Raw genomic sequence first — 14,666 nt, forward strand, 5'->3', positions numbered from 1 at the left:
GGTGGCGAGTTTCGCGCGCCGTCCAAGGGTCTGTCTATCATTAAGATATTTGCTAGCGTCGAGGCGCCGGTAGAGCCGGTATTGCCGCCTCAACAGCAAGACCAATGCTCAGCAGATGGCGGTCGGAAAAGGCAGGACCGTCAAGTTCCAATCCGACCGGCAAGCCACCTGACGTCAGTCCGATCGGCAAACTCAGCCCGGGAATACCGGCATTCGATCCCGGATCGGTATGACGAATATAGGTCGCAAATGTCTCCACCTTTTCTCCGTTCAAATCGACAGTCAGATCAGAGGTTTCAATAGGCTGAGCTTCCAGAGGCGTTGTCGGAAATGCCAATGCGTCAAGCCTGTTTTTCGCAAAAAGTTCGCCATAGGCTGCCTGCAGTTTTGGCCGCAGGTCACGAATAACCGTTTGATACACGGCATCGGGAATTGCCTTTTCGCCCAGGACCAGCTCTTCGAATACGAACTTTACGTCGGGGCTTTCAATGCCTTTTGTGACCGCCTCAATCGTCAGGCCTGTTTCATACGCATTTAAAAACCGCGCAAGATCGCGGCGCACTTCCCAAAGCACAATCGGAAAACTCACCTGATCGTTGATCTCGTGAATTGCCGACAAATCTACGGAAACAAGTTTTGCTCCCCGCGAGGTCAGTTTGTCCAAAGCGCTTTCGAAGAGCCGCGCTGTTTCGGGCCCGACACTGTCAGCAAGCCCCTCAGGCACACCTATGCGGAGCAACTTGAGGTCCGCAGGGTCGCTGGTCACTTGCGCCCCAGCTAAAACACCGTCAAGCAGAACAAGATCAGTAAGGCTGCGGGCGATCGGGCCTGCCGTATCACGCGTGGTGGAAATCGGCACGATGCCGGACAATGGATAGCGTCCGACAGACGGCCGGAAACCCGCAACTCCGTTCAGCGCCGCAGGTATGCGGACCGAGCCGCCTGTGTCAGTGCCAAGCCCGGCGGGAGCATAACGAGCGCCAACCGCCAAACCTGTGCCTCCGCTGGATCCGCCGGCTGTCATCGCAGGATCATATGCATTGCCAACAGCTCCGAATGTTGCATTGTTTGATGTGATGCCAAAGGCAAGCTCATGCATGTTTGTCTTACCGAGCACGATTGCACCGGCGTTTCTGAGGCGAGACACAACGGAAGCGTCGATTTGCGGAACCCAAGAAGACAGCGCGGATGTCCCAGCGGTGGTTGGCAGACCGCGCGCAGCAATATTGTCTTTTATGACAATCGGCACACCATGAAGCGGTCCGATCGCACCGCCGGAATTCAGGGCTTGATCTGCAGCCAGAGCAGCCATAAGCGCGCCTTCACTGTCAAGAGTGATGAAGGCGTTGCGCTCGTCATTGCCAATTGCGTCCAGAAATGCTTTGACCACCTCGACAGAGGTCGTTTTGTGCGTTCGAATTTCCAGTGCGAGTTCTGAAGCAGTCTTTTGGACGAGTCCGGTGTCGGCGTGGGCTGCGGACGCAAGGCCCAACAGCGCGCCGGCAAAAACAGTTCGGATAACGCATCTCATCAAGTCTACCTCCAATGTCTCCTTTGGACATCAGACCCCGTTCTTGTGGCCGTCGCCTCCTTAAAATTGAGGAGGCGAATGGCTTTGATCCCCCGCGCCTAGCTGTGCTGATACAGCAATCGGGACACAAGCTCTGTGCGTCCGCCCATGCCTGACTTCAAAAAGATGCTTTTTAAATGGCTGCGGACGGTGGTGACGGAAATGTTCAGTGTTTCGCTGATGTCCGAATCCCGGCTATGTTTCAGAAGTGCCAGCACCACATCCCGCTCCCGCTGGGTCAATCCCCACGTCTCAATGGTCTTATGCGCCTGCACCATTGGATCTAAGTTGGCCAAACGGTCATCAAATGCGCGGATCGAATTCAAGGCATTCCGATAGGCCTGACCAACCGCCTCCAGGATCAGGACATCCCTCCGGTCAAACGTCTCGCGCCTGCGGTGCCGCCACACCCTAAGGTCACCGAGGTGAGACTTGCCGGCATAGGCATGATAATTCATGCCAAAGCAAAGTCCGTCACGAGCGAGAAAGTCATTAAAAAACTCGGTTCTTTCGAGATCAGCTTGCGGCAGAACTTCCGCCACATGCGTGGCAACCCGCCTGTCCCGGAGTTTATGGGTGATGGGGTCATTGAACTGGAAGTACTCTTCGTAATGGCCCAGGTTTTGTCGATCCATGTTGATGGAGACACCATCATCGAACATGTCGCCATTCCGCTTCCATACGAAGGATGCGAAGTAGTCTGCTTTCAACAGAACAAGCAAGCGCTCGCCTACCCTGCGCCTGAGACCTTCCATGTCTTCATAAGCGGCAAGATCTTTCATGATCTCAAACAGCTCGGACGTTTCCGCAGAAGTCAGCGTTGTCAACATGCGCACCCCTGAAATCAACCCAAGGCTGCACAACGATGACGGATATCTGAGCTTTTGCCAAGCTTATTTTGAAAAATGCAACCCTAAAGACTAAATCGGCATCAAGGCCCAATAGTCAAAATCAAGAACCACACTGTCATGATAGCTGCCATCGGGCATTTGGTGCGGATAGGCCGAACAAGGCATGTTCTTCGTTGCGACCAGCCGCAGGCGAACCGCGCCGACATCCCGCCGCCCCTCGATCTCGGCAATATCCAGCACTTCCGACCACGCATAGACCGTGTCTCCGGCGAACAGCGGACTGACATGCCGGCCGCCATTGATCGCCGCGATGTGGAACGCATTCCCCAACCCGTTGAAGGACAATGCCCGTGCAAGAGAAATGACGTGTCCGCCATAGATCAGCCGCCGTCCGAACCGGCTCTCACTCTCTGTATGCTGGTTGAAATGGACCTTTGCCGTGTTCTGATAGAGCCGGGTGGCAATCTGATGCTCCGCCTCTTCGACCGTCATTCCGTCAATATGGTCGATTTTTTCTCCGACAGCATAGTCCGCGAAGCGGTCCTTCGACCCAGACAGATCATTGTCCCAATGGTCGGTATCCAGAAGAGGAACGGCTGTCCCGAGCGCTACGGGTTGCAGGGCTGCCGGCAATTCCGGAACAACCGGCTCGGGCGCTGGGCTGTTCGCGTCCCGTTTTTTGACCATCACCCACCGGACATAATCGAGAACTTCAGTCCCTTCGGAGGTGTAGCCTGTAGAGCGGACATACACGACACCGGTGCGGCCGTTCGAGTTTTCCTTTTTGCCGATCACCTCGGAAACGGCCGACAGGGTGTCTCCGGGATAGACCGGCGCAAGAAACCGTCCCCCGGCATAACCCAAATTGGCCACCGCATTGAGCGAAATATCCGGAACGGTCTTCCCAAAAACAATATGGAAAGTAAGGAGATCATCAATCGGCGCATGCGCGTAACCCAGCCCCTTTGCAAAAGCATCAGAAGACTGGACGGCAAAACGTGACCCATAAAGCGACGTATAGAGCGCCATATCACCTGAAGTCACAGTGCGCGGGGTTGCATGCCGAATAACTTGGCCGACGTAAAAATCCTCAAAGAAGTTCCCAGCATTGGTCTTGCTCACCGCACTCACCCCGGTCGTTTGCCAAATCCTACCGGGATTAAGCAGACCAGCGCTCCAACGTGCAAGCTCGACCTTTTACGGAGACCTTGGGGAATGATTATTCCGGCTTCTCGATATCTTTGATATCAACCGCTTCAACGCGCGGCCCGTGCGCCTGAGCATCAAATCCGGATCGCAAATGCAGATCGCGCTGCGGGAACGGGATTTCAATGTCTTTCTCACGCAAACGCTGGAAAACATCGAAATGCAGATCGGAAGAAACAACCAGGAAATCGTTGATGTCCGGCAGGTAGCACCGCAGCTCGAAATTCAGACCGCTTTCCCCGAACGCCATGAAAAACACATCCGGCGGCGGATAGCTCGTCACTTTTGGATGGTTCTTCGCTGCCGCATGCAGGATGTCGCGAACAACCTCCGGATCCGTGTCGAATGATACACGGACCGGTACGATGACGCGTCCCAGTGAACTGCCATGCATCCAGTTTTTGACCACTCCCGAGATCAAGTTGGAATTCGGCACGATAACGGTTGATCGCTCGAAGGTCTCTATTTCGGTCGCGCGCACATTGATCCGGCGCACATATCCCTGATCCGTGCCAACGACCACCCAATCGCCGACCTTGATCGGCCGCTCGGCGAGCATGATCAGACCGGAGACAAAGTTGTTGACGATACCCTGAAGGCCGAGACCGATACCAACGGACAGGGCACCGGCGACAATAGCAATATTCTGCAGGTTCACGCCAGCATAGGCGAGGGCCAAGAGCGTAGCAAAAATGACGCCGATATAGCCGAATCCGGTGCTGATCGAACTTTTAAGCCCCACATCCATGCGGGTTTTGGGCAAAAACCGGTCTTCAAGCCATCGCTTTGAAGCCCGCGTCAAACTGAAGACCACTCCAAAGACAATAATTGCACCAAAAATGCCGGTCAGCGAAAACCGTAGCGAGCCCAGGCGCAACTCGCTCAAGATGGGCCGGAACATGCCCTGAATATCGCCGGTGGTGAAACCCCACGGCACGATCAAGCTGAATAACGCGAATATCGTAATGAGAAGCCGGAGGACGCCTGACAACACCACACCGACCTGTTCGGTTGTCTGAGATTTGAACCCCATGGAATTGCGCAAAGCGCGCGCGACCGGCGTGCCGTATTTGAAGCTGCTGGACAGGGCATCATCGACAAATTGCAGCAACAAATGCGTGAGCCCGAACAACAGCAGGACCCAGACCAACTGGGCGGCAACAAACCAGCCAAACCATATGTAGCCGGATAAAACAGCACCGATTGAAAACAGCGCCCCACCCCAGAACAACGGGGCGATCCACCCCAAAATCGAGAGGATCCCGGTTTGCACGTCGTCGGGCGATTCTTCTTCCTCATCGCGGTCGCTCGCGACAATACGCAGCCCTCTCATAACGAACAGTGATGTCGTGATCGCCATTAGGCCGCCGACCATGAGTTTCGAACTGTCTTCGGCAAACAGCACATTCAGCAGCGACGACATCAAGATGCCCAGCGTATAGAAGGGCACAGCAATCAAAATGTGCCTGTAAAGCCGCTGCGCGGTTCGGTCGGAGACCGGAAGCAACCGCCAATCCGGAAGCGACGGGGCAAGAACGGCTGTCGCCAAACCGAGAGAGAAAGCTGCAAAGGTGCCGGAGGTGAAGATCCCGCTGACGGCGTTCTCCACCCGGGGCGGCGCGACGTCGAGAAAATTGATCAGATAATGAAAGGCCACCCAGAAAACCACCGGGACTGCAGTTGCGAGCAATACCATGGCCAAGGCGGCCGACGAACGCCTGATGGCCGATGGATTGGGCATATCCGGCTGCCGGTCAGCATGTTTTAGCAGGCGCCTGCGCAGGGGCCAGATCGAAATCAGTGCCCCCACAAAACCAACCAGAATGAAGATAGCGGGAACGGTACCAACCTTCTGGCGGATCAGGCTGTACCAGTCGATCAATAACAGTTTCAGCGAGTTTTGGAGCTTGGGCACCTCGGCAGCGGCGCTCCGCCAAAGCTCGGGCGCGACGAAGCTGTCCGTCCTGACCAACAGACGGTCGACAAAAGCACGACGTCGCTGAACACTGATCCGCCCAGAAAGGTCAAAGGCCTGGATCTTGACGACTTCAACCTGCTTTATGAAAGATCCGAGTACATTTTGGACAGCCTCAAGGCTGTTGCGTTGCCTCGTCAGACTTTCTGATTCAGAAGTCGGCTCGGCCTGGTTCGAATCAGTCGTAACCTTGAGCCCGTCAAGCCGCTGGTTGATCGAACTCAGAAGCGGCCGGGCTGCCTTGAGAAAACTGTCTGCTTCCTTGTCGATCTCTGAGACGCGCGTTTCCAGGGCAAGCAGTTGATCCGATGTCAAATTCCCTCTTTGGATCGACACCTCAATCGCGTTCAGCCGTGAGATCCAGCCAGTAACACGTCTTTGAATTTCGTCCGTGACGCCCGGGTCAAGAAGATCAGAGGCAATCGCGCGCTGGATTTGAAATGCACGTTCTCGAGATGAGCTGCCCGCGGACGGAGCCGGCGAAGATGCTGCTTTCCCCGAAGCTGGCGCTGCAGTTTGTGGCGTTGATGAATCGGTGGATTGGTCCTCGGCGCCACTGTCAGAAGGCGCGTCCGTGTTTCTCAGAATAGAACCGTCTTCCGACAGAAGGCCGAAAGGCGACGGCGCCTGGGCGTATGCCGGATAAGCGAAACTCAGTACGGCCGCGATGAGAACACCGGCCAGGACCGCAAATTCGCTTTTGCAACGCGTCTGCACTAACCGCATCAGCGCGCCCTTTCCTATGTTTTCAGTTTTTGGCCGGTTTACCCTGCACGGGTGCATTTTTCGGACCGGCCATCACAAGAGACCAGAAAACCTTGTGTTTTGCACCAGCTGAATAAGCGGTCGCAATGCCGATCCGCGTCGCGGGCTCGTCGAGCATCACTGCATTGTGTTTGGGCGACTCACGCCAGCCGGAAAACGCCTCGGCCAAAGTCCTGTAGCCGGCGCTAACATTTTCCACTGCTTCAGTGGAAGGCTCGCCGATCGCCGCCAAACGTGCACTGAGCTGCTGTTCAGGAGCGAGCGACGCCCTGACCGTGCCCGCTTTGGCCAATGCTTCTGCATGGCTTCTCGCAATCGCGGACAGGGCCGGATCCACAGTCACCGCCCCCAAACCGTTATTGGCGCGGTAGTGGGAAATCATGCTGGCGGCAGCCGCCTCGCTGACTTGTGCGCCCGGCGTTGCAAGATCCCTGTAAAACAACGGTGTTTTGTCGGCATCTCCCACACACCCTGCCAAAACCAGCATGCCTGCCAGGCCAGCGGCGAGCTTTAATGCCTGTGGTCTCAACATCTCAATACAGGCGGCTGGAAAGGTTCTGGAAGAAAACGGCATGAATGAACCAATCGCAAATGGTCGAAGGTGGAGATGGAGGTGCCCGGTGAACGAAGCGGAAATGAGGCACGGATCTAAAGTGTGCACTCAAACCCATTCCTATTCCTAAAATCTTAACCAAATCGCCGCAAGCCGCCTGCGATCCTCCTAATGTTTACCAAAACAAAAGCCAGGCAATGGTTCTTCTGTCACAGCAGCCGACGAACCGGATTGGCTAATTTGTATGGACGCTATGCGAGAGCAGACCCCGATCAAGGCAATTGTTGCCGACGATGCCACAACAATCTGCCGTTTTGTAGAACGGGCTTTGATGATGACGGGCCGTGAGTTCGACATTACAACGGTTCATGACGGTCATGAAGCGGTCGAGCAGTTGAGCAAACACGCCTTCGATCTTGCGTTTCTGGACATCAACATGCCGCAGCTGAGCGGCATTGAAGTCATGGCCGCTATCCAGGTAACCGGATCAAAGACTTTCGCGGTTTCAATGTCGGATTCGCTGGAACCTGAAGCCGAAGCAAAACTCAAGCAGTTCGGCGCTTACGATTTCCTCGTCAAACCTTTCAACAACGCTCAGGTCCGGCAGATCGTAGAAACCTATGAGGCCATACATACTGACTATGACGTGCTGGTCGTTGACGATTCAGCGACCGTACGGCGCATTGTCGAAAAAGTCCTGAAAAAGAGCATATTTTCCTTGCGGATTGCGCAGGCCGGCGACGGTGCATCCGCCATCGAGATGGTCAAGGCAAAAAACTATCGAATCGTTTTTACCGACTTCAATATGCCCAATATGACTGGCATCCAGTTGGCAGAAAAACTTGCGGCCCATACGCGTGCCTCGGACGTCATACTGATGTCGACCGAAATCAACGATGCGCTGGACAAGGCGGCGCAAAGCGTTGGCGCGAAGGCGTTTTTGAGGAAGCCCTTCTATCCCCAGGACGTAGACTCGATCCTGCATCACCTGTTCGGGCTGAGGCATTCCCGATTTTCAAAACAGGTCCGAACCTTTGCAATGACCTGAAAAAGAACCGGTCCGCAAGTAGCGGGCCGGTAGGGTTGGACTGCTCGAGCAGGCTCGAGCATCCGGGAATTGAAAGATGACCCGGCAGATCAGCGAGCTGCTTCTAGCGTGTCCTCGAATGTCCGTAGCCCGGTTGTCGGGGCGCACACGAGTACCGCCATGTTTCCGGGTGCATGCTCGTTTTTCCACATTTTAGTATGCGCCTTGGGAATCTGGTCCCATGGAAACACTTCGGACATATACGGGTCGATGCGCCGTTCAATCATGAGTTTGTTTGCAGACGACGCCTGTTTGAGGTGCGCAAAGTGCGAGCCCTGTAGCCTCTTCTGGTGCATCCACATGTAGCGCACGTCGAACGTACAGTTGAAACCGGTCGTTCCCGCACAGATGACAACCATGCCACCTTTTTTGCACACGAAGGTCGAGACAGGGAATGTGGATTCTCCGGGGTGCTCAAACACGATATCGACGTTGTTGCCTTTGCCGGTGATATCCCAGATCGCCTTTCCGAATTTACGGACTTCCTTGAACCATTCGCCATATTCGGGGGAGCCGACTTTCGGCAATTGGCCCCAACAGTTGAAGTCTTTGCGATTGATGACACCTTTTGCCCCTAGATCGAGTACAAACTGGCGTTTGTCTTCATCGGAAATCACCCCGATCGCGTTGGCGCCGGCCGTGTTGATCAGCTGGATCGCATAGGACCCGAGGCCGCCTGAAGCACCCCAAACCAAAACGTTCTGGCCAGGTTTCAATTCATGAGGGTGATGACCGAACAGCATCCGGTAGGCGGTGGCCAGTGTGAGTGTGTAACAAGCGCTTTCTTCCCATGTCAGATGCTGAGGACGGGGCATAAGCTGCTGTGCTTGGACACGGGTAAACTGTGAAAAAGAACCATCCGGCGTCTCATATCCCCAAATCCGCTGAGAAGTTGAGAACATCGGGTCCCCGCCATTGCAATCCTCGTCGTCACCGTCGTCTTGGTTACAGTGGATGACCACCTCATCGCCGACTTTCCAGCGTTTGACCTTGTCGCCAACGGCCCAAACAATCCCGGACGCATCTGAGCCCGCTATGTGGTAAGCCGCTCCATGTCCGTCAAAAGGGCTAATCGGCTCACCAAGTCCAGCCCAAATACCATTGTAATTGACGCCAGCGGCCATCACGAGAACAAGAACCTCGTGGCTGTCCAACTCCCAGGTTGGCACGATCTCTAGCTGCATTGCGTCTTCCGGGGCTCCGTGCCGCTCACGACGGATAGCCCAAGCGTACATGTTTTTCGGAACATGGCCGAGCGGTGGGATTTCGCCAATCTCATAAAGGTCTTTCATCGGCGCAGTCTCCGCCGTGGTGTTGTCATTAGCCTGCGCCGAAGACGCCATGAACTTGTCCTCCCAATTGGATTTCGCCCGCGCGCATCTTTTCGCACACGCAAAAGGCAAATCAGGCCCAAGGCCCGCGTTTGCGCAACTATTGTTCGAATTTTAATACGTATCTATACGACTATTGCTTAACTTGCGTTTTGAGCCAAGTCACTTTTTGCATTGCATATAAAAACCCTTTCCAGTCGGGCACAAAACCGGCAGGATTGACGTTAAAGGAAGCTCAGGGCCATTCTTGCATCCTGTACAAGATTGCCCGGACTGCATTGTCAGGGCCTTGCGTGGGCACCTGAGGAGGAAAAACACATGTCGGACGCACAGCCACAGGGGCGCGACCGCCCATGGATCTTCCGGACCTATGCCGGACACTCGACTGCAGCGGAGTCGAATAAGTTGTACCGGGGGAATCTGGCCAAGGGGCAGACCGGCCTGTCCGTCGCCTTCGACCTCCCTACACAAACCGGCTACGACCCGGATGATCTTCTGGCGCGCGGTGAGGTCGGCAAGGTTGGCGTACCGGTCGCTCATCTTGGCGACATGCGGACGCTGTTCGACGAGATTCCCCTGGAGCGGATGAACACCTCCATGACAATCAACGCGACGGCGCCTTGGCTTTTGTCGCTTTATGTCGCTGCTGCCGACGAACAAGGCGCGGATCGAAAGCTCCTCGCCGGCACCACGCAGAATGACATTATCAAAGAATACCTGTCGCGCGGCACCTACGTGTTTCCGCCAGCGCCGTCTTTGCGCCTGACCACGGATGTCATCGCCTGGACCTATTCGGAAATGCCGAAATGGAACCCGATGAATGTCTGCTCCTATCACTTGCAGGAGGCAGGTGCGACACCGGTGCAGGAACTCTCGTTTGCGCTCGCAACCGCCATCGCGATACTGGACGGGCTGAAGGCAAATGGTGCCATTCCGGCAGAGGATTTCCCGAAAGCGGTCGGCCGCATCTCCTTCTTCGTGAATGCCGGCATGCGTTTCGTCACTGAAATGTGCAAGATGCGCGCCTTCACCGAACTTTGGGACGAAATCTGCCGCGAACGCTACGGCGTTGAGGACGAACGCTACCGCCGGTTCCGCTATGGCGTTCAGGTCAATTCGCTGGGACTGACCGAGCAGCAGCCGGAAAACAATGTCTACCGCATCCTGATCGAAATGCTGGCTGTGGTCCTGTCCAAGAATGCAAGGGCCCGGGCCGTCCAGTTGCCTGCGTGGAACGAAGCGCTCGGCCTGCCGCGCCCGTTCGATCAGCAATGGTCCCTGCGGATGCAGCAGATCGTCGCCTACGAGACCGACCTTCTGGAATATGCGGATATCTTCGACGGCTCGGCGGAAATCACCCGCAAGGTCGAGGCGCTCAAGGACGAGGCGCGGGACGAACTTGCGCGCATCGATGCCATGGGCGGCGCCGTCGCAGCGGTTGAATCCAGCTACATGAAACGCAAGCTGGTGGAAGCCAATTCCAGTCGGTTGGCCGGGATCGAGACCGGCGATCAGGTGGTCGTCGGCGTCAACAAATACATCGAGTCCGAACCTTCACCGCTGGCGGCCGGCGAGGATGGCGGCATCCTAACCGTACCCGAGCATGTCGAAGGCGAAGCCATCGAGAAGGTGAAGGCCTGGCGCGAGGCCCGCGATCAGTCCGCTGTTGACGCGGCTCTTGCGGATCTCAAGTCGGCGGCAAGCGAAGGCCGCAATATCATGGAGCCTTCGATCGCCGCAGCAAAAGCGGGTGTTACCACCGGCGAATGGGGCCGCACCTTGCGCGAAGTCTTCGGCGAATACCGGGCCCCGACCGGCGTCGGCCAGTCGGTCAGCGACGATGCGGGTGATCTCGCAGCCGTCCGGACCGATGTCGACACGCTGTCGAAAGCCCTTGGCCGGCGTCTGAAATTCCTTGTCGGCAAGCCCGGGCTTGACGGCCATTCCAACGGGGCCGAACAAATCGCCGTCCGGGCCCGCGATTGCGGCATGGAAGTGGTTTACGAGGGCATCCGCCTGACCCCGGCCCAGATCGTCAACGCGGCGATTGAAGAGGATGTCCATGTGATTGGCTTGTCGATCCTGTCCGGATCGCATCTGGCCCTTGTGCGCGACGTCATGGATCGCCTGCGCGCGTCGGGTGCCGATGACATCCCGGTCGTGGTCGGCGGAATCATTCCGGACGAGGATTCGGCCCAACTCAAGGCCATGGGCGTGGCAGCTGTCTATACGCCCAAGGACTTCCAGCTGACCGACATTATGGGCGACGTCGTGAAAATCGTCTCGGCCCGGGCCGACAAGGCGGCCTGAGCAGATTCATGCAGAAATCTCAATAATCACTGGAGATCAAGCAAGGGACGGGTAGAGTAAAACCAACATCAAGACGCGGGACCTGCCCATGCTTCAAGGGGCCATGACTGTCTGGTTTCTTCTTACCGCCGCCAGCCTGATATTCGTCATCTGGGATTCGATCTTCAACGGCGTTACCAGCTGGGTGCAGAAATTCGCCTGGATTCTGGTTGTCGCCTATACCGGCCCTGTCGGCTGTTTTGTCTATCTGCTGGCCTGCCGGAGACCGTTTCCCGGAGGACATGATGCCTTCACCAACGTTCCCTGGAAACAGGGCATCAACAGCGAAATGCACTGTCTTGCGGGGGATGCAACGGGAATTTTGATCGCCGCGTCGATTGTTCCACTTCTCGGACTGACCAACGGCTGGGACAGCATCTTCGAGTATATTGCGGGCTTTGTCTGCGGACTGTTCATCTTTCAGGCCTTGATGATGCGCGGCATGTATAATGGCGATTATTGGCTCGCCGTCAGGAAAACCATCTTTGCCGAAACGGTTTCGATGAACTGCGTCATGTTCGGCATGTTGCCGGCCATGATTGTGTTTGCAGCGATCTGGCCCGGCTCGACAGATCCGCTTTCGGCCGAATTCTGGTTTCGCATGAGTCTGGCCTCCGTTGTCGGTCTGATCACCGCCTTCCCGGTGAACTACTGGCTGGTTGCAGCCAATCTGAAACACGGCTGCATGACCCTTCCCGGCGCCGACACGATCTCGATCGGCCACCGGTCTCCGGAACACTCCATCGTGTCTGAAACGGGTATGACCCATGACCATGGCGGTCACGGCAGCGGCATGAGCCATCATCATCACGGTAAAATGGACCATTCGAGCCATGGCGGCCACGATATGTCAGGCCACACGATGTCAGACAAGGATGCGCCTGAATCCGGGCACGGCCTGCACGCCATGCACGGGAATATGGATCATGACCATGCCAGCCACCAGCTCGGCGGCAGCCATGAAGGGCATGGCGGGATGGCCATGAAATCCCTGCCGATGGCAATCCAAATCCTCCTGATCCTGGCAAGTTTCGTGCTTTTGATCGGGGCAGGGCTGGTCACGAACATATTTGTTCCGATCCGTTTCTAGCCTGGTCCCCTTCCCTTTTCCGCCGAGCCTGTTAAAAGGCGCCACATCTGTTCAATGGACAGTTCACCGGTCGCAGCCTACCCGGTGCCAGCGAAAACAAGGGACCAAAATTGAAAACACTTGTCATCTGTTCCGGCGGAATGGATTCTGTCACCCTTGCGCACAAGGTTGCGCGAGAGCACGAGCTAATCGGGCTCGTGTCATTCGACTATGGCCAACGGCACAAGAAAGAACTCGACTTCGCCAGGGCCTGTGCCGACGACCTGGAAACCGAACATGTCCTGATCGACATTGCCCATATCGGTGCACAGCTGACCGGCTCGGCGCTGACCGATGATGTGGAGGTGCCGGACGGACATTATGCTGAAGAAAGCATGCGCATTACGGTGGTTCCGAACCGGAATGCGATCATGCTGACCATTGCCTATGGAATTGCCTCTGCACGCGGGGCTGAAGCCGTTGCAACGGCAGTTCATGGCGGCGATCACTTCATCTATCCCGACTGCCGCCCGGCCTTCACCGAAAGCTTCGAGACCATGCAACGTCATGCCCTCGACGGCCTAGGCGAGGTCAAGCTGTACACGCCCTATGTCCACAAACCCAAGGATGCGATTGCGGCCGAAGGTTTGAAACTCGGCGTCGACTACCGGAAGACCTGGTCCTGCTACAAGGGCGGCGCCATCCATTGCGGCCGTTGCGGAACCTGCGTGGAACGGCGCGAAGCGTTTCATCTCGCTGGCGGGATCGACCCCACGGACTATGCGGATTCGGACTTCTGGAAGGCAGCTTGCGATGTTTAGAATTACCAAGGAATTTCATTTCTCCGCCAGCCACCAGCTTTTCGGACTGGAAGAGGACCACCCTTGCGCGCGTCTCCATGGACACAATTATGTGGTCGAGGTTGAGCTGGAATCTTCGGAGCTGAACCGGATCGGTTTTGTCCGCGACTACCGGGAGCTCGGCGCATTCAAAACCTATCTTGATGACTGTCTTGACCACCGGCACCTGAACGACGTGCTCGGGGATGATTGTGTGACAGCGGAAACCATGGCCCGGCATTTCTACAACTGGTGCAGGCAGCATTGGCCGGAGACCTCCGCGGTCCGGGTCAAGGAAACGCCGAAGACCTGTGCCGAATACCGCCCGATAGGGATTGCAGCGTGAGCGAGAGCCTGATCCGGGTCAGCGAGATTTTCGGCCCAACCATCCAGGGCGAGGGCGCGTTGATCGGCCAGCCGACCGTGTTCGTACGCACGGGAGGCTGTGACTACCGATGCTCTTGGTGCGACACGCTGCATGCGGTCGACAGCAGCTACCGCCATGACTGGCATCCAATGGATGCGGCCGGGATTTTTGCGGAAGTCGAGCGGCTCTCGGGCGGGACACCGCTGACCGTTTCACTCTCCGGCGGCAATCCGGCGATCCAGCCCCTCGGGGGCCTGATCCTGTTGGGCCGTGAAAAGGGCTACCGATTCGGACTGGAAACCCAAGGGAGTCTGGCAAAGGACTGGTTTGCGGATCTCGATGTCCTGACGCTCAGCCCGAAGCCGCCGTCGAGCGGCATGGAGCCCGATTGGGACGCATTTCAGGATTGCATTGCTGCCGCCGGCGCGAACACCCGGCTTGCGCTGAAAATCGTGATCTTTAACGAGGCTGATTATGCGTTTGCCAAAGACGCGGTGGCCCGCCATCCGGATTTGCCGGTTTACCTCCAGCCTGGCAACCACACGCCCGCAGCGCCCGCGGAAGATGACACCACCATTGATATGGACGGCATCATGGAACGCATGCGCTGGCTGATCGGGAAAGTCTCCGCAGACCGCTGGTTTGACGCAACCGTGCTGCCACAGCTTCACACCCTCATCTGGGGCAATCTCAAAGGCGTTTAA

At 56.5% G+C, this 14,666-nt stretch carries 12 protein-coding genes; 6 read left to right on the forward strand and 6 right to left on the reverse strand.

Going from position 1 to position 14,666, the window contains the following annotated elements:
- Nucleotides 1-52 precede the first annotated feature (52 nt).
- The 5 genes from iaaH to JM93_RS18455 form a co-directional block, all read right to left on the reverse strand.
- Entirely contained in the window at nucleotides 53-1,531 is a 1,479-nt protein-coding gene (gene iaaH / locus JM93_RS18435; protein WP_145346418.1) for an indoleacetamide hydrolase, read from the reverse strand.
- A gap of 98 nt (nucleotides 1,532-1,629) precedes the next feature.
- Nucleotides 1,630-2,400: a helix-turn-helix transcriptional regulator gene (locus JM93_RS18440; RefSeq protein ID WP_145346420.1), complete on the reverse strand. Its 771-nt coding sequence runs from the start codon at nucleotides 2,398-2,400 to the stop codon at nucleotides 1,630-1,632.
- Nucleotides 2,401-2,490: 90 nt separating this feature from the next.
- On the reverse strand, nucleotides 2,491-3,543 hold the full coding sequence (locus tag JM93_RS18445; protein ID WP_145346422.1) for a MaoC family dehydratase: 1,053 nt from the start codon (nucleotides 3,541-3,543) through the stop codon (nucleotides 2,491-2,493).
- A 97-nt stretch (nucleotides 3,544-3,640) separates the two neighbouring features.
- Nucleotides 3,641-6,328, reverse strand: coding sequence for a DUF3772 domain-containing protein (locus JM93_RS18450; protein ID WP_170230743.1), 2,688 nt, complete (start codon nucleotides 6,326-6,328; stop codon nucleotides 3,641-3,643).
- Between the two features lie 22 nt (nucleotides 6,329-6,350).
- On the reverse strand, nucleotides 6,351-6,941 hold the full coding sequence (locus tag JM93_RS18455) for a CAP domain-containing protein (protein ID WP_244300922.1): 591 nt from the start codon (nucleotides 6,939-6,941) through the stop codon (nucleotides 6,351-6,353).
- Between the two features lie 223 nt (nucleotides 6,942-7,164).
- On the opposite strand from JM93_RS18455, the gene JM93_RS18460 reads away from it, so the two are divergent.
- Complete coding sequence (locus JM93_RS18460; RefSeq protein WP_145346427.1) at nucleotides 7,165-7,968, forward strand: response regulator; 804 nt, start codon at nucleotides 7,165-7,167, stop codon at nucleotides 7,966-7,968.
- A gap of 89 nt (nucleotides 7,969-8,057) precedes the next feature.
- Here the strand turns inward: JM93_RS18460 and ccrA are convergent, their stop codons facing one another.
- Nucleotides 8,058-9,350 (reverse strand): crotonyl-CoA carboxylase/reductase, encoded by a 1,293-nt coding sequence (gene ccrA, locus JM93_RS18465; RefSeq protein WP_145346429.1) that lies wholly within the window; start codon nucleotides 9,348-9,350, stop codon nucleotides 8,058-8,060.
- Nucleotides 9,351-9,656: 306 nt separating this feature from the next.
- Here ccrA and JM93_RS18470 point away from each other — a divergent pair, with 306 nt between their 5' ends.
- From JM93_RS18470 to queE, 5 genes are all read left to right on the forward strand, one after another.
- Nucleotides 9,657-11,648 (forward strand): protein meaA, encoded by a 1,992-nt coding sequence (locus JM93_RS18470; protein ID WP_145346431.1) that lies wholly within the window; start codon nucleotides 9,657-9,659, stop codon nucleotides 11,646-11,648.
- Nucleotides 11,649-11,736: 88 nt separating this feature from the next.
- Nucleotides 11,737-12,777, forward strand: a complete 1,041-nt coding sequence (locus JM93_RS18475) for a DUF4396 domain-containing protein (RefSeq protein WP_145346433.1) — start codon at nucleotides 11,737-11,739, stop codon at nucleotides 12,775-12,777.
- A 110-nt stretch (nucleotides 12,778-12,887) separates the two neighbouring features.
- The gene (gene queC, locus JM93_RS18480) at nucleotides 12,888-13,577 is read left to right on the forward strand and encodes a 7-cyano-7-deazaguanine synthase QueC (RefSeq protein ID WP_145346436.1); all 690 of its coding nucleotides are present in this window, start codon (nucleotides 12,888-12,890) and stop codon (nucleotides 13,575-13,577) included.
- Nucleotides 13,570-13,941 carry a 6-pyruvoyl trahydropterin synthase family protein gene (locus JM93_RS18485; RefSeq protein WP_145346438.1) on the forward strand — a complete coding sequence of 124 codons (372 nt, stop codon included), beginning with the start codon at nucleotides 13,570-13,572 and terminating at the stop codon, nucleotides 13,939-13,941. The genes queC and JM93_RS18485 overlap by 8 nt, the downstream gene beginning before the upstream one ends.
- A complete protein-coding gene (gene queE, locus JM93_RS18490) occupies nucleotides 13,938-14,666 on the forward strand; it encodes a 7-carboxy-7-deazaguanine synthase QueE (RefSeq protein ID WP_145346440.1) in 729 nt (242 codons plus the stop codon). Before JM93_RS18485 ends, queE begins: the two co-directional genes overlap by 4 nt.

It is taken from the genome of Roseibium hamelinense, assembly GCF_007830545.1.
Lineage (GTDB): Bacteria > Pseudomonadota > Alphaproteobacteria > Rhizobiales > Stappiaceae > Roseibium > Roseibium hamelinense.